This window comes from Oxalobacter paeniformigenes (assembly GCF_027158465.1).
Taxonomy (GTDB): domain Bacteria; phylum Pseudomonadota; class Gammaproteobacteria; order Burkholderiales; family Burkholderiaceae_D; genus Oxalobacter; species Oxalobacter paeniformigenes.
On record NZ_JAMKYL010000001.1, the window covers coordinates 69,348 to 88,340 of the forward strand.

17 protein-coding genes are annotated in these 18,993 nt (G+C 53.9%); 6 read left to right on the forward strand and 11 right to left on the reverse strand.

Annotated features, from left to right (window positions below):
- Nucleotides 1-20: 20 nt before the first annotated feature.
- The 5 genes from NAI64_RS00365 to NAI64_RS00385 form a co-directional block, all read right to left on the reverse strand.
- Nucleotides 21-686: a histidine phosphatase family protein gene (locus tag NAI64_RS00365; RefSeq protein WP_269296710.1), complete on the reverse strand. Its 666-nt coding sequence runs from the start codon at nucleotides 684-686 to the stop codon at nucleotides 21-23.
- An 8-nt stretch (nucleotides 687-694) separates the two neighbouring features.
- Nucleotides 695-1,330 (reverse strand): YbhB/YbcL family Raf kinase inhibitor-like protein, encoded by a 636-nt coding sequence (locus NAI64_RS00370; protein WP_269296711.1) that lies wholly within the window; start codon nucleotides 1,328-1,330, stop codon nucleotides 695-697.
- Nucleotides 1,331-1,400: 70 nt separating this feature from the next.
- Nucleotides 1,401-1,868 (reverse strand): D-aminoacyl-tRNA deacylase, encoded by a 468-nt coding sequence (dtd, locus tag NAI64_RS00375; RefSeq protein WP_269296713.1) that lies wholly within the window; start codon nucleotides 1,866-1,868, stop codon nucleotides 1,401-1,403.
- 311 nt (nucleotides 1,869-2,179) lie between these two features.
- Nucleotides 2,180-3,307 (reverse strand): anhydro-N-acetylmuramic acid kinase, encoded by a 1,128-nt coding sequence (locus tag NAI64_RS00380; protein WP_269296714.1) that lies wholly within the window; start codon nucleotides 3,305-3,307, stop codon nucleotides 2,180-2,182.
- 18 nt (nucleotides 3,308-3,325) lie between these two features.
- A complete protein-coding gene (locus tag NAI64_RS00385) occupies nucleotides 3,326-4,687 on the reverse strand; it encodes a M23 family metallopeptidase (protein ID WP_269296715.1) in 1,362 nt (453 codons plus the stop codon).
- A 129-nt stretch (nucleotides 4,688-4,816) separates the two neighbouring features.
- Here NAI64_RS00385 and tyrS point away from each other — a divergent pair, with 129 nt between their 5' ends.
- Nucleotides 4,817-6,064, forward strand: a complete 1,248-nt coding sequence (gene tyrS, locus NAI64_RS00390) for a tyrosine--tRNA ligase (RefSeq protein ID WP_269296717.1) — start codon at nucleotides 4,817-4,819, stop codon at nucleotides 6,062-6,064.
- A gap of 23 nt (nucleotides 6,065-6,087) precedes the next feature.
- Here tyrS and NAI64_RS00395 read toward each other — a convergent pair whose 3' ends face one another.
- The 4 genes from NAI64_RS00395 to NAI64_RS00410 all read right to left on the reverse strand — a co-directional run bounded on the left by NAI64_RS00395 (nucleotide 6,088) and on the right by NAI64_RS00410 (nucleotide 10,158).
- Complete coding sequence (locus NAI64_RS00395) at nucleotides 6,088-8,352, reverse strand: RelA/SpoT family protein (protein WP_407946898.1); 2,265 nt, start codon at nucleotides 8,350-8,352, stop codon at nucleotides 6,088-6,090.
- 78 nt (nucleotides 8,353-8,430) lie between these two features.
- Entirely contained in the window at nucleotides 8,431-8,634 is a 204-nt protein-coding gene (gene rpoZ, locus NAI64_RS00400) for a DNA-directed RNA polymerase subunit omega (protein ID WP_269265052.1), read from the reverse strand.
- Nucleotides 8,635-8,667: 33 nt separating this feature from the next.
- Nucleotides 8,668-9,321 (reverse strand): guanylate kinase, encoded by a 654-nt coding sequence (gene gmk / locus NAI64_RS00405; protein WP_269297957.1) that lies wholly within the window; start codon nucleotides 9,319-9,321, stop codon nucleotides 8,668-8,670.
- 39 nt (nucleotides 9,322-9,360) lie between these two features.
- Nucleotides 9,361-10,158: an outer membrane protein assembly factor BamD gene (locus tag NAI64_RS00410; protein ID WP_269296720.1), complete on the reverse strand. Its 798-nt coding sequence runs from the start codon at nucleotides 10,156-10,158 to the stop codon at nucleotides 9,361-9,363.
- Nucleotides 10,159-10,226: 68 nt separating this feature from the next.
- On the opposite strand from NAI64_RS00410, the gene NAI64_RS00415 reads away from it, so the two are divergent.
- The 4 genes from NAI64_RS00415 (at nucleotide 10,227) to NAI64_RS00430 (ending at nucleotide 14,637) form a co-directional block, all read left to right on the forward strand.
- Nucleotides 10,227-11,249: an RluA family pseudouridine synthase gene (locus NAI64_RS00415; RefSeq protein ID WP_269296722.1), complete on the forward strand. Its 1,023-nt coding sequence runs from the start codon at nucleotides 10,227-10,229 to the stop codon at nucleotides 11,247-11,249.
- Entirely contained in the window at nucleotides 11,230-11,997 is a 768-nt protein-coding gene (pgeF, locus tag NAI64_RS00420; protein WP_269296724.1) for a peptidoglycan editing factor PgeF, read from the forward strand. The genes NAI64_RS00415 and pgeF overlap by 20 nt, the downstream gene beginning before the upstream one ends.
- A 61-nt stretch (nucleotides 11,998-12,058) precedes the next feature.
- Nucleotides 12,059-13,441: a 30S ribosomal protein S12 methylthiotransferase RimO gene (gene rimO, locus NAI64_RS00425; protein WP_269296726.1), complete on the forward strand. Its 1,383-nt coding sequence runs from the start codon at nucleotides 12,059-12,061 to the stop codon at nucleotides 13,439-13,441.
- A gap of 23 nt (nucleotides 13,442-13,464) precedes the next feature.
- Nucleotides 13,465-14,637, forward strand: a complete 1,173-nt coding sequence (locus NAI64_RS00430) for a cystathionine beta-lyase (RefSeq protein ID WP_269296728.1) — start codon at nucleotides 13,465-13,467, stop codon at nucleotides 14,635-14,637.
- On the opposite strand, the gene NAI64_RS00435 is transcribed toward NAI64_RS00430, so the two are convergent.
- Nucleotides 14,634-15,224, reverse strand: coding sequence for an LOG family protein (locus NAI64_RS00435; protein ID WP_269296730.1), 591 nt, complete (start codon nucleotides 15,222-15,224; stop codon nucleotides 14,634-14,636). The two genes, NAI64_RS00430 and NAI64_RS00435, sit on opposite strands and share 4 nt — an antisense overlap.
- 325 nt (nucleotides 15,225-15,549) lie before the next feature.
- Here NAI64_RS00435 and ggt point away from each other — a divergent pair, with 325 nt between their 5' ends.
- Entirely contained in the window at nucleotides 15,550-17,262 is a 1,713-nt protein-coding gene (gene ggt, locus NAI64_RS00440; protein ID WP_269296733.1) for a gamma-glutamyltransferase, read from the forward strand.
- Between the two features lie 189 nt (nucleotides 17,263-17,451).
- Here the strand turns inward: ggt and serS are convergent, their stop codons facing one another.
- Nucleotides 17,452-18,759 carry a serine--tRNA ligase gene (serS, locus tag NAI64_RS00445; RefSeq protein WP_269296735.1) on the reverse strand — a complete coding sequence of 436 codons (1,308 nt, stop codon included), beginning with the start codon at nucleotides 18,757-18,759 and terminating at the stop codon, nucleotides 17,452-17,454.
- Nucleotides 18,760-18,993 lie beyond the last annotated feature (234 nt).

The following is an 18,993-nucleotide window of genomic DNA, read 5'->3' on the forward strand; positions in this document are numbered from 1 at the left end:
AAGACCGGCGGGAGCATGTATCAGTAATGCTGGTAATAGTCGACCGGCGGTTTTTTGGCTTCTTCAAGATGGGAAGCTTCTCCCCATTGGAGTAATTGCAAGGTACCGTCATGCCAGCGGAAGCGGTTGATGCTGGTATTCAAAACCGGCATTTTGCAACGCGTGCCGAGCGGGATGCCGCATGCGGTGCGGTATGCTGTTTCGATGACGCCGAAGTGCGTGACGATCGCGATGCGCTTGCCGGCATAACGCGTCGCTGCATGTTTGATGGCATTCAGGGCACGATGATGGAACTGGCGCGGACTTTCGGTTTTGCGTTCGCCGTCGGGAAAAAAATGGTCGGGATCGGCGGCATACCATGCCGCGTAGGATTGCGGGTAGGCATCGCGGATTTCTTCGTCTCGCATGCCTTCGCAGGCTCCGTAGCAGCGCTCGCGGAACATTTTGTCCGCCAGAACCGGCAAATGGTGCATACGGGCGATTTCATGCGCTGTCTGGTAGGCACGTTGCAAGTCGCTGGAAAAAATCGCATCCAGTGGCTCGTCGCGCAGGATTCCGGCAAGCGTGACGGCCTGCAGCCGGCCTTTTTCGTTGAGCGGGATATCGCTGTGTCCCTGCAAACGTTTGAGCTGGTTCCAGGCTGTTTGGCCATGCCGGATGATGAGAATGTCGGTAGGCTGGTTCACTTGAAGTCTCAAAGTGTGGATGCGACTGCCGGATTCAGGGAATAGACACCGGTGATGCTGGCTTTTCCGAGAATATGGCCTTGCATGGCGGCCATGACATCCTGACCGGTGAAACGTCCGGTAACGGCGAGCTTGTCGGTATCCAGCGCATACAGTGTGAAGACATAATGGTGCGGGATGGCGTCGTTCCATGGCGGGCAAGGGCCGTCGTAACCGTAGTAGTCGCCTTCCATATCCTTGTCGCCGGCAAACCATGCCGTATAGTCGTTGATGCCCTGTCTTGCACCGTGAAGGGCGTCAGGGCCGTTTTTGCCTCTTGCCGTAATACCGCTGGAGAATTCTCCTTCGGCGATCGAGGTCAGGTTCGCAGGGAGATCGACCAGTACCCAGTGATAGAAATCCACACGCGGCAGATCTGCCGGAACGGTTTTGCCTTCCTGATTGACGTCGTCGCCACGTGACGGGACATCGTAGTCATGGCAGATCACCACGAGAGAACGGGTGTTTTCAGGCAGATCGCTCCATGCCAGATGCGGATTACGGTTGTCTGACATGGCGGCATGCGTGCCAGCATCGATTTTGCAAAACGCCAACGGTGCCGGGATTTTCGCCCCGTCCTTAAAAGAATCGCTCCAGATTTTCATGACGGCTCCTGAAAAGTAAATGAAAACAATAGCGTTATTTTGCCAGATACCGGCGGTTTTCACAGCCTCTTTACGGATGGGATGCCTGTGTTTTTCGACCGGATGTATCCAGCCAGAATGTAACCGGGCCGTCGTTTGTCAGGGAGACCTGCATATCGGCGCCGAACTGTCCGGTCTGGATGACGTCGAGTTTGCCACGTGCTTTTTCCACAAAATAATCGAACAGTTTTTTGCCGATGTCGGGCGGGGCAGCCGGTGAAAAAGACGGACGGGTGCCGGAACGTGTATCTGCAGCCAGTGTGAACTGGGGAACGATCAGCATACTGCCACCGGTCGTTGTGACAGAAAGATTCATCTTGCCGTTTTCGTCGGAAAAAACACGGTAGTTCAACAATTTTCCGAGCAATTGGTCAGCCTCTTTTTCGGTATCTCCCCGTTCGGCGCATAAAAGGATGAGCAGTCCTTTACCGATCTGGCCGATGATTTTCCGGTCGACAGTAACACTGGCTTGCGTGACGCGTTGCAAAAGGGCGATCATGCGAATTTCCTTGTATGTGGTTGATGCAAACAGCAGGTGAAACAGTCAAAAGTCATATTTTAAGGGATATTGCCGGGATGAAGACGAAAGATATACGTCGGGAAAATCAAGGTTCAGGGAGGCGGTCATTCAAAGTCCATGACTGCCCAATGTGTGGGGATGGGATGCATGCTGGATGAAAAGCATGGATCGTTCGGATTTTGCAACGGACGAGAAAACCTTGTCCGGAATACCGTATGCGGCAGAATATCATGTGATATACCTGACGGGTGGATACCTGTGAGTGCGGTTGGGTTGTAACGGATGCTCGCTCAGGCCGGGTAGAGCGCTCCCAGAATCCGGCCGGAAGCGGCACCGGTCACCGATGGCAGATTGCCCGTTCGCCTGTGAGTGAAACGGTAGGCCAGCCATGCAAAAGCCAGCGATTCGACGTGCATGGGGTCGATACCCAGCGTTTCGCTTGTGGCCAGTGATATCGAATGTCCGCCATCCAGCAATCTGTTTTCGAGAACTTCCATCAGAAAACGGTTTTTTGCACCGCCGCCGCAAACATAAACCTGTCGGGTTTGGGGGGCGTAATTGTGAATGGCGCGCGCAATCGAAGTCGCAGTCAACATGACCAGCGTGGCTTGCACATCTTCCGGTGACAGTTTGTCGGCCATGGACGACTGGAACAGTTTGTCTCGCAGCCATGCCGGATTGAACAGATCTCGTCCGGTACTTTTCGGCGGCAGCTGGCGGAAAAACGGTTCGGCGAGCATCGCATCCAGCAGCGTTTCCGAATATCGGCCGCTTTTCCCCCACAAACCGTCGGTGTCATAAGGCTGGTTTTGGCAGGATTGTATCCATGCGTCGAGCAGCATGTTGCCAGGTCCGGTATCAAAACCCGATACGAACCCGGAGGGATCCAGGATGCTGATATTGGCGATGCCGCCGATATTGACGACGGTTCTGCAAACGGTATCGTCTCCGAATACAGCCTGATGAAAAGCAGGTACCAGTGGTGCTCCCTGACCGCCTGCCGCGATATCGCGGCTGCGGAAGTCAGCGACGACGTCGATGCCGGTCAGTTCGGCAAGCAAGGCGGGATTGTTGGTCTGCCGTGTGAATCCGAGATCAGGCCGATGACGAATGGTTTGTCCATGAACGCCGATAGCGCGGATATCCTGACGTGACAGACCGCTTTTTTCGAGCAGTTTCAGTACATTTTCTGCATACAGGGTTGCCAGTCTGTTGGCAGCCAGCGCTTCACGTTCGATTTCGTTTTCACCCGAAAGTTGCAGCGCCATCAGTTGTTGGCGCAGGGAAAGGTCGAAAGGGATATGGGCTGATGCCAGAATATCCAGTTCGCCGCCACGATAATCGTCCGGAAACGAAACCAGAATACCATCGACACCATCAAGACTGGTGCCGGACATCATGCCGATGAACAAAGCCATATCCTGTCTGTCGTGCGGTTACTGCCGATGCCGGTTGTAGGCGAGCTGGCGAGTGGCGGAAGCGGCATCCATCAACGCGAAGCGGTGTTTCATGCCGGCCAGCGTCGTTTTGAAACGGACCATTTCACGTGAGGTCAACGGGCGTGCATTCGGCATATCCACGGTTGCCGGATTTTGCTGGACATTGTTGACGCGGAACTCGTAATGCAAATGCGGTCCGGTACTCATGCCGGTGGAACCGACATAGCCGATGATATCGCCCTGATTGACCTTCTTGCCTTTGGTCATGCCGGCAGCGATCCGGCTCATGTGTCCGTATGCCGTCGAATAGGGACCCCAGTGTTTGAGGACGATGAAATTGCCGTAACCGTTTTGCCAGCCCGAGAAATTGATGACGCCATCGGCTGCAGCACGGATGGGTGTGCCGGTCGGTGCGGCAAAGTCGATACCTTTGTGCTGGCGAACCTGGCCGGTGACAGGGTGGACACGCATCGAGAAACCGGAAGACATGCGTGAAAATTCCAGCGGATATTTGAGAAAGGCTTTTTTCTGCGATTTGCCATTGAAATCGTAATATCCGCCTTTTCCGGGATGACGCTCGAACCAGATGGACTGGTAGGGCGTTCCGTCGTTGGTCAGCTCAGCGGCAAGAATATTGCCGGTTTTCAGGAATTTGCCGTTTTGCCAGAACGTTTCGTACACGATATTGAAACGGTCTCCCCGTTTGAGGTCGGAATTGAAGTTGATATCGGTCGAAAACAGTTCGATGAACTGGCGTGTGACGGCATCCGGTACACCGGCGGCATCTGTTGCTGCGAAGAGGGATGACTGGATGATACCGGAGCGCATTTCAACGGTGCGTTCCATACGTTCCGTTTCACGGAAAGCGGAAAAGCCCGAGTCGGTACGTGTCAGGACGATATTTGTCGAATGGGAATGATCGCCGGGTTCAGGCAAGGTGGCGGAAAGCATGTAAAGTTGTCCGCGATTGTCGGTTTGCGAATGGATGACCTGACCGGCTTTCAGGTGCAAAAAGGCATTTGCCTGTTCGTCTGAACGGATGAAATCGGCGGCTGCCTTGTCGTTGATGCCGAGACGGGAAAAGAGGGTATTGATGGAATCGCCTGCGCGAATACGTTCTTCACGGGTATAGAACTGCTGTTCCTTGCTGATCCGGTCAAGTTGCCTGTCAAGCGAAGGGAGCGTGATTTCTTCCTCGATCATGCGGAAAGCGATATCGCGGGTATCAGGAGGTGTTCCCGGCGCAACGGCGGCGGCACCGAATGCGATAAAGGCGAAACAGAGGGAAACCAGTGAGACAACGCGTGTTTTTTGTGATGTACCCAGCAAGGCACGTTTCGCCCGGTCGATAAATCGCATTAAATTCCTCTTGTCGCTGCAATCAGTTAGAATGGACTTTTTTGCGCAGGATGCTTTTCTTGTTATTGGCCTGTGGCAAAATTGCCTAAGCAAGCATTATATCAATACAAACTGTCGTAAATAAGCCAAATGAACGAAAAAATTTCCGCGTCCGAACCCGTGGAGGAATTGCCCTTGTCCGATGCTGTCAAGGAAGCGATGGCAATTACTCTGAGAGGTTGTGACGAACTGTTGATCGAATCCGAATTTGCACAGAAACTTGCCCGTTCCGAAAAGACGGGCAAACCGCTGCGAATCAAACTGGGACTGGATCCCACGGCGCCGGATCTCCATCTTGGACATACCGTTGTCCTGAACAAGATGCGCCAGCTTCAGGATCTGGGGCATGTGGTGATTTTTCTGATCGGCGATTTCACTTCGATGATCGGCGATCCAAGCGGACGCAACGTGACACGGCCACCGTTGACCCGTGAACAGGTCAAGGAAAATGCCATGACTTATTTCGCTCAGGCAAGTCTGGTGCTTGATCCGGAAAAAACGGAGATTCGTTACAACTCCGAATGGAGTGACGAACTGGGAGCACGTGGCATGATCCAGCTGGCATCGCAATATACGCTGGCACGGATTATGGAACGTGACGATTTCGCCAAGCGTTTCAAGAACGGTTATCCCATTTCCGTGCATGAATTGCTCTATCCGCTGATGCAGGGATACGATTCAGTCGCGCTGAAATCCGATCTGGAGCTGGGTGGAACGGATCAGAAATTCAATTTGCTGGTCGGTCGCGAACTTCAGCGCCTGTACGGACAGGAACCGCAATGCATTCTGACCATGCCGCTGCTGGAAGGGCTGGACGGTGTGGAAAAAATGTCCAAATCCAAAGGCAATTACGTCGGGATTACCGAACCCGGCAATGTCATGTTCGGGAAACTGATGAGCATTTCCGACGAAATGATGTGGCGGTATTACGATTTGCTGTCGTTCCGTTCCATTCAGGAAATCGCCCGTCTGAAAGAAGAAGTCGCCAATGGACGTAATCCGCGGGACGTCAAGGTCGAACTGGGCAAGGAAATCGTCACCCGTTTCCATTCGAAGGCGGTTGCCGATGCGGCGCTGGAAGATTTCGTCGCGCGTTCGCGTGGCGGCATACCGGACGATATTCCTTCGGTTTCGCTCTCGGGGGCACCCTTGGGGATCGGGCAGTTGCTGAAACAGGCGGGCCTGTGCGCTTCCACGTCGGAAGCCTTGAGACTGGTCGATCAGGGGGGGGTTCGTGTCGACAGCACTCAGGTGAGCGACCGTGGCCTGAAACTCCAGGCCGGTACATTCGTCGTTCAGGTCGGCAAACGCAAATTTGCCAGAGTGACACTGAGTTGATTTCTTGTCGCCGGGGTCGTTTCTCAGATACGATCCCGGCCGATTTTCTTCACACCCGGAACATGCCGGACGCGGCGGAGCAAGCGGGCCAGATGTATCCGGTTTTCGACCTGTACCGTGAATTTCAGCAGGTTGAACTCTCCTTGCGTTTCCATTTCGACAGCGGTGATGTTGGCATCCGATCCGCTGATTTCGGCGGTAACGCGGGCCAATATTCCTTTTTCCTCCACAACCAGAACACGCAGGTAGCAGTCGAAACTGCGATTGAGATCTTCTCCCCAATCGACATTGATCCACTTGTCCGGTTCGCGTGCGATCAGTTTTTTGGCCTGCTGGCATTCGGCGTTGTGGACGACGAGACCGCGTGTCATGTTGAGTTCGCCGATGATGGTATCGCCAGGAATCGGCAGGCAGCATGTCGCCAGCTGGACATTGATCCCTTCACTGCCGTAGATGATGACCGGTTCGATTTTTTGCGGTTCTTCATCCTTGACGGAGTTGCCATGTTTGCGGCTGATTTCATCGATCAGGCTGGCGATGCGGCGTGCGACAAGGACAGCCAGTCGTTTGCCGGTACCGATATCGGCATAGATATCGTCCATCGTTTTTGCGCCGGTCTCGTATAACAGTTTGTCGAATACCGGTTTCGGGATGCCGGCCTCGTCAAGATGGATGGATTTGAGGGATTGTTGCAGCAGACGTTGTCCCAGTTTGATCGAATCGGCCAGATTGATGGAACGCAGATAGCTTCTGATACGCGAACGCGCCTTGCCTGTACGGACAAATTCCAGCCATGAGGGGGTCGGATGGGCATTCGGCGAGGTGATGATTTCGACGATGTCGCCGTTTTGCAGCTCGGTTCGGAGCGGTACCACGCTGTTGTTGATCTTGACCGAAGCAGTATGGTCACCGATATCGGAATGGATGTTATAGGCGAAATCCAGTGCGGTGGCCGCACGCGGCAGTGCGATGATCTTGGCCTTCGGTGTGAACACATAGACCGAATCCGGAAACAGGTCAACCTTGACGTGTTCGATGAATTCGGCGGAATTGCCGGTCTGTTGCTGGATGTCCAGCAGGGACTGGAGCCAGCCGAGACTGTGTTTTTGCAGATCGGTCAGCGTTTCGTTTTCCGTCTTGTACAGCCAGTGTGCCGCCACACCGGTTTCGGCGACATGATGCATTTCATGGGTTCTGATCTGGAATTCGACCGGAGTGCCGTAAGGACCGACCAGGCTGGTATGCAGGGACTGGTAATTGTTCAGTTTCGGGATGGCGATATAGTCCTGCACCTTGCCAGGAATAGGTTTGTAGAGCGCATGGAGTATGCCAAGCGTCATGTAGCACTGCGCAAGGGTGTCGACGACAATGCGGAATCCGTAAATATCCAGAACCTGGGAAAATGACAGATTCTGGTTGCGCATTTTGCGATAAATACCGTACAGGGTTTTTTCTCGTCCGTATATTTCTGCATGAATGCCGTTTTTTTCCAACGCGCTGCTGACGGCATCGTGCACTTTTCCGATCAGTGTCCTGCGATTGCCGCGTGAAGATTTGATGGCCTTGGAAAGGGTCTCGTAGCGGAACGGATACATGTTGTGAAATGCCAGATCCTGCATTTCACGATAGAGGTTGTTGATCCCGAGGCGGTGCGCGATGGGAACATAGACTTCCATCGTTTCGCGTGCGATACGGTAGCGTTTGGGACGGTTCATCACGTCCAGTGTCCGCATGTTGTGCAAACGGTCGGCCAGCTTGATCAGGATGACGCGTACATCACGTGCCATGGCAAGCAGCATTTTGCGGAAGTTTTCGCCCTGAGCGTCCACATGTGTCTTGAACTGGAGTTTTTCCAGTTTCGACAGCCCGTCCACCATGGCAGCGACCGGCGCGCCGAAGCGTTCTATCAGTTCTTCCAGCGTAACCCCTTGATCCTCGACCACATCATGCAGAAGAGCTGCCATGATGGCCTGTGCATCGAGTTTCCAGTCGGCGCAGATTTCGGCGACTGCCAACGGATGGGAGATATAGGGCTCGCCGGACTTGCGAATCTGTCCCAGATGCTTTTCGTCGGCAAAACGGAAGGCTTCCAGAATCCGCTTCATGTCGGCCGGCGAAATGTATTTTTCCAGTTTTTGCGCCAGGTGGGAAAAAGTGACGACTTTCGGTCTGGAAAAAGCAGGTACGATCACATCCCCGCCTTCCTGCGGCAGGGCAGGCAGCGTGGCTGGATCAGCGATGGTATGTTGAGCCTGATCGGTGGATAGTGCGGTTTCGGTTGACATCATAATCGCTCCCTCAGTCTTGTGAATGAGATGACCACCCGGCAAAACGCGCCCTCTTGGGGCTTACAGGAATACCAGCGTTTAGCTCGGCACCTTTTTCAGCATTTCAAGACCAATTTTACCAGCAGCGATTTCGCGCAATGCCAAAACCGTCATTTTATCCTTGGCTTCGACTTTGGGAGTGTGTCCCTGCAGCAACTGCCGTGCACGGTAAGTCGCGCACAGCGTCAGTTCGAAGCGGTTGGGAATTTCTTTCAAGCAATCTTCAATCGTAATACGTGCCATTTTTATTCTTTCAAAACAGATCGGAATGCCGACCTAGTGACTGTCGGGGAAAACGATGCCGAACTGTGAAAACAATTCACGGTTGCGGACGGCCTGCAGTGCTGTCCGGCAGCGTGCCGTTTCGACGATAGCAGCCAGTTTCGACAAAGCCAGATCGAAATCGGTGTTGATGATAACATAATCGGCTTCGCAGGCATGCCGGATTTCTTCGTCGGCCGCCTCGATACGTTGCCGGATGATTTCGGGAGAGTCCTGTCCACGCTTGTTGAGGCGGTGTTCCAGTGCCGCGATCGATGGCGGCAAGATGAAAATGCTGACCGTTTCGGGAAACAGGCGACGGATTTGTCGCGCACCCTGCCAGTCGATTTCCAGCAAGGTGTCATGACCTGCACCGATCTGGTCGAGAACGGACAGTTTCGATGTGCCATAGTAGTTTCCGTGAACGATGGCGTATTCGAGAAATTCGTCTGCGTCAAGCCGTTTCCTGAAATCGTCGACGGTCGTGAAGTGATATTCGCGGCCGTTTTCTTCTCCTGGGCGTGGAGGACGGGTCGTGTGGGATATGGACAAACGCAGTGTCGGGTCATTGCGGATCAGCGCTGCGAGCAGCGATGATTTTCCCGCACCGGACGGCGCGGTGACGGTAAACAGCGAACTGCCTGTCATGGATGATACCTTTTGGGTCATGTCGATAAATTCCGGGTAGCGAAGATTTTTGTTCAAGTATTACCAGAACTGCCACCATGGGTTATCCTCGGCCTCGCCGCCGTATGGAATCTTGCTGTTCGGGAAATTCTGCTGGAAAATCCGGTTGGCATCGTTGCTCAGGTCGTACAGACCCAGTTTCTTGTACGATTCGGCCAGGATATAGAGTGCTTCCTCGACGACGGCAGAATCAGGATAATTGGTGATGGTGCGTTGTGCACGGTTTGCCGCAGCGAGATAAGCCCCACGTCTGAAATAGTATTTCGCCACATGCACTTCGTATTTCGCCAGCATGGTGACAAGATAACGCATGCGGTAAATCGCATCTTTTGAGTAAACACTGTCCGGGTAGCGTGTCACCAGCAGTTTGAACGAGTCGAAAGCGTCCTGTGCGGCTTTCGGGTCACGTTCGGAGAGATCCTGCCGGAAGGCGAAGTTCATCAGGCCGACACGGTCGTTGAAGTTGATCAGACCGCGCAGATAATACATATAATCGATGTTCGGGTGGTTCGGGTGCAGTTTGATGAAACGTTCGACCGCTGCCAGTGCCTGTGCCGGTTCGTTGTCGCGGTAATAGGCATAGGCGATATCGATTTGTGCCTGTTGCGCGAAAACGCCGAAGGGATAACGGGATTCGAGTTTTTCGTAGTATTCGATGGCTTTTTCGTAATTGCCGCCACGCATTTCTTCTTTTGCTTCGCGATACAATTTGCCTGCGGGCCAGGATGCTGTTTCGTCGATTTTGTCAGGAAGCATGCCGCAGGCCGAAAGTGAAATGGCCAGAAATACGGCAAACAGCTTTAACAGATTCTTTCGCATGATGTTGGCAGATGGCAAATAGGCCGGAAAAACGTTTAATTTCAGAATTATAGCCGATAGGATTTACTGTGATCGAAAAAACGGATCGTTCGCCTGAAAACCTGCTGGTAACGGACGAAGATGAGATATTAACAGAACAGGAACCGGTCAGGTTTGTTTTATCACTGAAAGAAGGAGGTGAGCGGCTGGACAAGATTCTTGCCAGACGGCTTTCCCGATATTCGCGAAGCCGTATCCAGAAGTGGATTGCCGACGGACATGTTACGGTCGATGGCAAGCCAGCTGTGGCCAGACAGAATATGGTCGGCGATGAAACCGTTATGGTATGGCCACAGCTGGCGGAAGAAGAACTGGCGTTTACGCCGGAACCTGTCGATTTTCCTGTGGTGTTCGAGGACAAGGCGCTTGTCGTCGTCGACAAGCCAGCCGGATTGGTTGTCCATCCGGCAGCGGGAAACTGGTCGAAAACACTTTTGAACGGCATATTGCATCGTTTTCCGGGGAATGCCACCATACCCAGAGCCGGTATCGTACACCGGCTCGACAAGGAAACCAGCGGATTGATGGTGGTGGCGAAAACACTGGAAGCACAAACACATCTTGTCCGGCAGTTGCAGGCACGGGATGTCAGGCGGGAATATTTTGCACTGGTGTGGGGAGAAGCGCCGGCATCGGGTACGGTCGACCAGCCTGTTGGGCGACATCCGAGAGACAGGGTGCGAATGGCTGTCGTGCAGACCGCGTCCGGCAAGCCGGCCGTGACGCATTTCAGGTGTCTGGAAACCGGTCTTTGTCACGGCAGTCCGGTCAGCTTGATAAAATGCCGGCTGGAAACGGGAAGAACCCATCAAATCAGGGTGCATATGCAGTTTGCGGGATTTCCGCTGGTCGGCGATCCGCTGTATGGCAAGGCGCGTGCCCCGGTGGTTTTTCATCGTCAGGCGCTGCATGCTTTCCGGCTTGGACTGATACATCCGGAAGAAAACAGGCTGTGCGAGTGGGTCGCGCGATTGCCGGACGACATGCGCGAGTTGCTGAAACAGGCGATGATTTCCGAAAAGGATCAATGGTATGAATCCGATTATTCCTGACTGGCCGGCACCTGCCTGTGTCAGGGCTTTTTCCACCTTGCGTTCCGGCGGATTGAGCATGGCGCCGTACCATGGACGTGAAAAAAAGGATGGTGGGCTCAATCTGGGACTGCATGTGGGAGATGACGCACGCATTGTGCTGGAAAACAGGGCACGGCTAAGGCGTTTCCTTCCCTCCGAACCGGTCTGGCTCAATCAGGTGCATGGCAACCGTGTCGTCGATGCTTCCCTTGCCGGCGATGTACCGGATGCGGATGCCTCGTTTGCATGCTGCCCGGGTGTGGTGTGTGTCATTATGACGGCGGATTGTCTTCCGGTATTGCTTTGCCGTCATGACGGGAAAGCCGTCGCGGCCGCACATGCAGGCTGGCGCGGACTGGCTGCCGGTGTGCTGGAAAATGCAGTAGGGGCTATCAGCGAAAAAAACGGTGCGGATATCATGGCATGGCTGGGACCTGCCATCGGTCCGGATGCCTTTGAGGTCGGTGAGGATGTGCGGGAAGCCTTTTTGCAAAAAGACGGACGGTTGTCGGTCGCGTTTGAAAGACGTACGGAAAAGGATGGAAAATATCTGGCCGATATTTATGCGCTGGCACGGTTGTCCTTGCGTCATGCAGGCGTCATGCAAGTTTATGGTGGCGGTTTTTGTACGCTCTCCGACGAATCGCGTTTTTATTCTTACCGGCGCGACGGAGTGACAGGCAGAATGGCGACCGGTATCTGGATCGACAAATCGGTCGGCAGATAAAAAGTGTGGAATGTCGCCATCGTTGATGGCAGACGATGGCGCGGTACTTCAGTGAGTGAAAATGGATAAACAGAAAACGATCGGATTCGTGTCGCTGGGATGCCCGAAAGCGCTGGTCGATTCGGAAAGGATTCTGACACGGTTGCGTGCGGAAGGATATGAGACGGCGGAAACCTATGAAGATGCCGGACTGGTCATCGTCAATACCTGCGGTTTCATCACCGCGGCACAGGAAGAGTCGCTGGAAGCGATTTCGGAAGCGTTGAGCGAAAACGGCAAGGTTATCGTGACAGGTTGTCTTGGCGCAAAAAGAGACCCGCAGGGAAACAGGCTTGTCAAACAGCTGTTGCCGGATGTACTTGCCGTGACAGGGCCGGATTCGGTAGAAGAAGTCATGGATGCCGTGCATCGTTATCTGCCGCGTCCGCATGAACCTTTCGTCGATCTTGTGCCGCCACAAGGTATCAAGCTGACGCCACGGCATTATGCCTATCTGAAAATTTCCGAGGGGTGTGCGCATCACTGTACGTTTTGCATCATTCCCGACTTGCGCGGGCCGCTGGTATCGTATCCTGTCGGCAAGGTACTCGATGAGGCTGAAATGCTCTTTGCCTCGGGTGTGAAAGAGTTGCTGGTCATCTCGCAGGATACTGGTGCGTATGGTCTGGATATCCGGTTCAGGACAGGGTTCTGGAAGGGACGCCCTGTCAAAACGCATATTACGGATCTGGCAAGGCAGCTTGGCAAGCTGGCGCGAAAATATGATGCATGGGTACGCCTGCACTATATTTATCCCTATCCGCATGTCGATGATTTGCTGGAATTGATGAACGATGGCGGTATCGTGCCGTATCTGGATGTGCCGTTCCAGCATGCCCATCCCGATGTCCTCAGGCGCATGAAACGGCCGGCCAGCGGGGAAAGACATCTTGAACAGATCGCATCATGGCGGAGAATGTGTCCGGATATCACTATCCGCTCCACATTCATCACCGGTTTCCCGGGTGAGACGGAAGCGGAATTCGAATACCTGCTGGATTTTCTCAGGGAAGCGCAAATCGATCGGCTGGGATGTTTTGCCTATTCACCGGTGGAAGGCGCACAGGCCAACGATTTGCCGGGTGCGCTACCTGATGGAATCAGGGAAGAAAGACGTACACGCCTGATGCAATTGCAGGAAAGCATATCGCACGAACGCTTGCAGGCGAAAATCGGGAAAACCGTGCGAGTGTTGGTCGATGAAACCGTCAGGGGTGGCGCGGTCGGCCGGTCGTTTGCCGATGCACCGGAAATCGATGGGGTCGTATATGTCCGCAAGCCGAAGGGAATGCGGCGCAAACTGTTGCCTGGCGAATTTGTCGATGTACTCGTTCAGGACGCGGATGCCCACGATTTGTGGGGGGAAATGCAGCCTTCTTCAGCCAGACGCAAGGCGGGGCGATAGCACAAAAAACAAGTGAGGATGTCATGAGCAAACTCTTTTCAAAAGATACACGAATCAATCACAGTGACTATGTCGCACCGTCAGGATTTCGCGCTTTTCCGGAGCCGACATACCGTGCTTCGACGGTATTGTTCGACAGTGTGGATGCCTTGCGTTCACGTCAGTGGATCGGACGGGATTCCTATACCTACGGATTGCATGGCACGCCGACCACTTTCACGCTGGAAGCACAACTGGCCGAAATCGAGGGCGGGAAACATGCCGTTCTGGCACCGAGCGGTCTGGCGGCGATCACGATCGTCGATTTCGCCTTTCTCAAAAGTGGTGACGATGTGCTGATACCGGAAAACATCTATAACCCGAACCGGGAGCTGGGTGACTGGCTGGCACGGGATTTCGGGGTCAGTGTGCGGTATTACGATCCGATGGCGGGTGAGGGTATCGCCGGCATGTTGCGAGAAAACACCCGTCTTGTCTGGACGGAAACACCGGGTTCGGTCACGATGGAAGTGCCGGATATTCCGGCGATTTGCCGTGCAGCACACGACAGGGAAGCACTTGTCGTGCTGGATAATACCTGGTCGGCCGGGCTGGCGTTCGACGCGTTCGGACATGGTGCCGATATCGTTGTGCAGGCCGTGACAAAATATCAGGGCGGAGCTTCCGATTTGCTGATGGGGGCCGTCATCACGCGTGATGAAGAATTGTTTCGCCGTATCAGCATGGCGCATATGCGTCTCGGGATGGGGGTCGGTGCCGACGATGCCTATATGGTGTTGCGCAGCCTGTCGTCGATGAAAGTACGTTTTGAAAAGAGTGGTGAATCCGCAATGCAGGTTGCACGCTGGCTCAAGGAACGTCCCGAAATCAGCAGGGTATTGCACCCGGCTTTTCCGGATTGTCCGGGACACGATTGTTTCCTGCGGGATTTCACGGGAGCCAGCGGTCTGTTTTCGGTATTGTTCGATGAACGTTATTCCGAAGCACAGACCGACCGGTTTCTCGAATCGTTGAAACTGTTCGGTCTGGGATTCAGTTGGGGCGGAACGCACAGCCTGGCCGTTCCGTACCGTATCCGTCCTGACAGGCGCGACTGGACGGACAGGCAACATCAGCTGATCCGGTTCTATATCGGGCTGGAAGACCCGCAAGACCTGATCGCCGATCTGGAACAGGCAATGCGGGTGCTTGGCTAGATCAGGAACCGGCCCGGTGCGCGGGCCGGTTTTTCTTTCGGGGTCGCAGCGATTCGGAGACGGTTCAGCAATTCTTTCGGATCGGATTCGATCACCAGCGATTCGGAGTATTTTTCCTGCGCGAAACCTTCGCTGGCGAAATGGTTGACCAGATCGATGAGGCAGTCGTAGTAATTGTTGACGTTGAAAATGCCGATCGGTTTGTCATGCAATCCCAACTGGAACCATGCGGATGTCTCGAACAACTCTTCCATCGTACCGATACCGCCGGGAGCGGCGATGAAACCGTTTGCCAGATCCGCCATCAGGGCTTTGCGCTCGTGCATGTCCTTGACGATGTAAAGTCGCGTCAGCTCTTCGTGAGCCAGTTCCTTGTCCATCAGATCTTTCGGAATGACACCGGTGACTTCGCCACCGAGATGGATCATTTCATCGGCAAGAATGCCCATCAGCCCCACCTTGCCGCCGCCATAGACCAGCGCGATGTTTTCGTTGATCATTTCACGGGCCAGCTGGCGCATTGCGTCTGCATACAATTCGGAGGCGCCCATCGATGAGCCGCAGTAAATACAGATTGATTTCAGCATGGATGTTTTTCGATATCCGGTTGGAAGGTATGTTCCGGCAGGCAACATAAAGGCCGAAACGGAAAGCGGTTACTATAAACCATTTTGGATGGAGCAATAAGCGGCATGACAGAAAAAATGTCCGTGTATTGGCAGGGAATATGATAGGGCGCGGAACGCAGCAGGCAATAGGGTGGTTTGCCGGTATGTGGTTGGTGTCGTGATGGCAGGGTAATGATCTGGCATGAATCATGCATGGCGTTTTCGACGGGAAATCTTCACAGTTTTCATCTATCATTGGAGGCGTTTCATGCGAAAACGATTGAAAATTTTTATGGTGTCGGTTATGGCGTTATCCTGTTTGTTGGCGGCCAATACGGTATCCGCCGAAAAATCTCCGGGGAAATATTGCGATACCCCGTCGCGGTGCATCAATCCCGTTACCCGGTATGGTGCGGTGACATCTCCCAATTATCTGGCGTCGGTTTCCGGTCTGGATGTCCTGAAAAAAGGCGGCAATGCCGTCGATGCGGCGATTGCCGTGGCATCCACGATGAATGTGGTCTATCCGCAGATGACCACGCTGGGCGGGGACAATTTCTGGCTGATCTACAATGCGAAGACGAAAGAAGTCAGGGCACTCAATGCCAGCGGCAGGGCGGGTGAGAAAGCCAGCATCGGGTTTTACAGGCAAAAAGGCTACGACAAGATTCCGTCAAGAGGGTATCTGGCTGCCAATACGGTACCAGGTACGGTATCCGGATGGGATGCCGCTTACCGGTATGCACATGAAACCATGAGCAATCCCGGCTTGCCATGGAAATCGCTTTTCGACAGCGCCATTCTCTATGCGCGTGACGGTTTTCCCGTCACACCGTCGCTGGCACGATGGGAAGCCATCAATGTCGATCCGGCCGATTCCGAATTCAGGAATCTACAGCGTTTCGACGGTTTCAGACAGACTTATCTGAAACCTGACGGTTCTCCCTACAAGGTCGGCGAAGTCATGAAGTTGCCTGAATTGGCCGGGACTTACGAACTGATCGCACAGAAGGGTGCCGATGTTTTTTATCGTGGCGAGATCGCAGAAAAGATCGTGGCGGATCTGGAGAAAAACGGCGGGGTGCTGACGCTGAAAGATTTCGCCAGCCATACGGCGGACTGGGTTGATCCGCTGAAGGTTCAATACCGTGGCTATACAGCCTACAATCTGCCGCCCAATACACAGGGTATGGCATCGCTGGAAATTCTCAATATCCTGAACAATATCGATGTCGCCAAACTTGGTGAAGGAACGGCGGACTATTATCATGTCATGGTCGAAGCCACCAAGCAGGCTTTCGCCGATCGTGACAAATATCTGACCGATCCGAAGTTTTCTCCGATTCCGCTGGATTATCTGTTGTCTGTCCAGCACGGCAAGGATCAGGCTGCGCGTATCGATATGAACAGGGCGGCTGCCACCGTCAAACCGCTTGATCCCAAAGGCGATACCGTCTGGATCGGTGTCGTGGACAAGGATGGCAATGCTGTTTCACTCATCCAGAGCATTTACCATGATTTCGGTTCCGGTATCGTTGCCGGGGGAACCGGCGTGTTGTTGCAGAACCGCGGCAGTTTCTTCTCGCTTGATCCGGCACACGTCAATCATCTGGAACCCGGCAAACGGACTTTCCATACACTGAATGCCGCGATGTTGCTTAAGGATGGCAAGCCCTTCCTGGTCTATGGCACCATGGGGGGGGAAGGGCAGCCGCAAACTCAGGCGGCGATTGCGACCCGTATCGTCGATTTCGGTATGTTCCCGCAAGATGCCGTAGCGGCACCCCGCTGGCTGCATGGCCGGACATGGGGGGCAGCATCCAATGATCTGAAGATGGAAGGTCGTATTCCGCAAGAGGTGCTGGACGATATGAAACGGCGAGGTCATCCGGTCGCACGTGTCGATGATTATACCGATGCCATGGGGCATGCCGGAGCGATCATGATCGATCCGGAAACCGGCTTGCGTTACAGTGCGACCGATCCGCGCGGCGACGGACTGGCAGTCGGTTACTGAGCGGAAAAGGAAGCCGTGATTGCTGTCATCCACGGATGATGGCATGACGTCGCCGCAGGTTCGGGCATTTTACGGGAGTTGCCGTATGCGGGATATGTCGCGGTAAGACGTCAAAAGAAAAGCCATCCTGTATAGCAGGATGGCTTTTTTGTGAGGATGCCAGCCAATATGGCAATCGTAAGCCTTCGGTTATTTTTTCGCGGCGGCAGGAGGCGTCAGCCGGGTCAGACCGCCCATATAGGGTTGCAATGCGGTCGGAATCGTCACGCTGCCGTCGGCCTGCTGGAAGTTTTCCAGCAGCGCTACCAGTGTCCGTCCTACGGCAAGCCCCGATCCGTTCAGGGTATGCACCAGTTCGGGGCGTCCCTTGTCGTTGCGGAAACGGGCCTGCATGCGGCGAGCCTGAAATGCCTCGCAGTTTGAAACGGACGAAATTTCACGATAAGTGTTTTGTGCGGGCAGCCAGACTTCCAGATCGTAGGTTTTTGCTGCGGAAAAACCCATATCCCCGGTCGAAAGGGCGACGACACGATAAGGCAGTCCCAGTTTTTCGAGAATCCGTCCGGCGTTTTTCACCATTTCTTCCAGCGTTTCATAGGATTTTTCCGGATGGACGATTTGTACCATTTCAACCTTGTCGAACTGGTGTTGCCGGATCATGCCGCGGGTGTCGCGACCATAGCTGCCGGCTTCCGAACGAAAGCAGGGAGTATGTGCCGTCAGTTTGATCGGCAGCTGGTCTGCAGAAATGATTTCGCCGCGTACCGTATTGGTCAGTGTGACTTCGGCGGTCGGAATCAGATACAGGTTTTCATTTTCGCCGTTCTGGCCGCCTTTTCTGGCAGCGAACAGGTCATCGGCGAACTTCGGCAACTGGCCAGTACCGTAAAGACTGTCGGCATTGACGATATACGGGGTGTAGCATTCGGTATAACCATGTTCCGTCGTCTGGACATCCAGCATGAACTGTGCAAGCGCGCGATGCAGGCGGGCCATGTTGCCGCGCATGACGCAAAACCGTGCGCCGGTCAGTTTGCCGGCGGTTTCGAAGTCCAGTCCGAGCGGTGCGCCGATATCCACATGATCCCGGATTTCGAAATCGAAAGTGCGTGGCGTCCCGACACGACGGACTTCCACATTGGCGGATTCATCAGGGCCGACGGGAACGGATTCATGCGGCAGATTCGGAATGGACAGCATGAATTCGGACAGACGTGCCTGCAATTCGGAAAGTGCCGTTTCATTGGCCTTGAGCTGGTTGCCGATACTGCCTACCTCGGCCATCACAGCGGAAGTGTCTTCCTTTTTGCTTTTGAGAATGCCGATCTGTTTGGAAAGCGCATTGCGGCGTGCCTGCATTTCTTCCGTTTGGGTTTGCAACTGGCGGCGTTTTGCTTCCAGTGTGTTGAAGGTGGCAACGTCCAGTTCGAAATTGCGGGTTTTCAGTCTGGCCGCGACAGCATCAATATCCTTGCGAAGGAGCTGAATGTCGATCATGGTAAGAATGGTAGTGACAAAAAATACATTGTAACAACTTGCCGCTTCTTTGGATAAATTTAATGGTGTGCATGCCATAACGGCCGTATGCGGATGATCGTCGTTACGGGCGGAAGACGTGCCGAATGCATGCAGTGCGGGTTCTGGCGTTGCCGACGGAAAAGACGGTAAAACGGTTCGTCAAAACAAGATAATGCTTTTTCCCGCATTTACTTGCGTGCATTATCTTGCAAT

Bases quoted from the DNA above. Each gene is read 5' to 3' on its own strand.
- NAI64_RS00370 (WP_269296711.1), bottom strand. From the start codon at position 1,330: ATGAAAATCTGGAGCGATTCTTTTAAGGACGGGGCGAAAATCCCGGCA.
- gmk (WP_269297957.1), bottom strand. From the start codon at position 9,321: ATGACCCAAAAGGTATCATCCATGACAGGCAGTTCGCTGTTTACCGTC.
- NAI64_RS00395 (WP_407946898.1), bottom strand. From the start codon at position 8,352: ATGATGTCAACCGAAACCGCACTATCCACCGATCAGGCTCAACATACC.
- serS (WP_269296735.1), bottom strand. From the start codon at position 18,759: ATGATCGACATTCAGCTCCTTCGCAAGGATATTGATGCTGTCGCGGCC.
- NAI64_RS00410 (WP_269296720.1), bottom strand. From the start codon at position 10,158: ATGCGAAAGAATCTGTTAAAGCTGTTTGCCGTATTTCTGGCCATTTCA.
- dtd (WP_269296713.1), bottom strand. From the start codon at position 1,868: ATGATCGCCCTTTTGCAACGCGTCACGCAAGCCAGTGTTACTGTCGAC.
- rimO (WP_269296726.1), top strand. From the start codon at position 12,059: ATGGATAAACAGAAAACGATCGGATTCGTGTCGCTGGGATGCCCGAAA.
- pgeF (WP_269296724.1), top strand. From the start codon at position 11,230: ATGAATCCGATTATTCCTGACTGGCCGGCACCTGCCTGTGTCAGGGCT.
- rpoZ (WP_269265052.1), bottom strand. From the start codon at position 8,634: ATGGCACGTATTACGATTGAAGATTGCTTGAAAGAAATTCCCAACCGC.
- NAI64_RS00430 (WP_269296728.1), top strand. From the start codon at position 13,465: ATGAGCAAACTCTTTTCAAAAGATACACGAATCAATCACAGTGACTAT.
- tyrS (WP_269296717.1), top strand. From the start codon at position 4,817: ATGAACGAAAAAATTTCCGCGTCCGAACCCGTGGAGGAATTGCCCTTG.
- NAI64_RS00380 (WP_269296714.1), bottom strand. From the start codon at position 3,307: ATGGCTTTGTTCATCGGCATGATGTCCGGCACCAGTCTTGATGGTGTC.
- ggt (WP_269296733.1), top strand. From the start codon at position 15,550: ATGGCGTTATCCTGTTTGTTGGCGGCCAATACGGTATCCGCCGAAAAA.
- NAI64_RS00385 (WP_269296715.1), bottom strand. From the start codon at position 4,687: ATGCGATTTATCGACCGGGCGAAACGTGCCTTGCTGGGTACATCACAA.
- NAI64_RS00435 (WP_269296730.1), bottom strand. From the start codon at position 15,224: ATGCTGAAATCAATCTGTATTTACTGCGGCTCATCGATGGGCGCCTCC.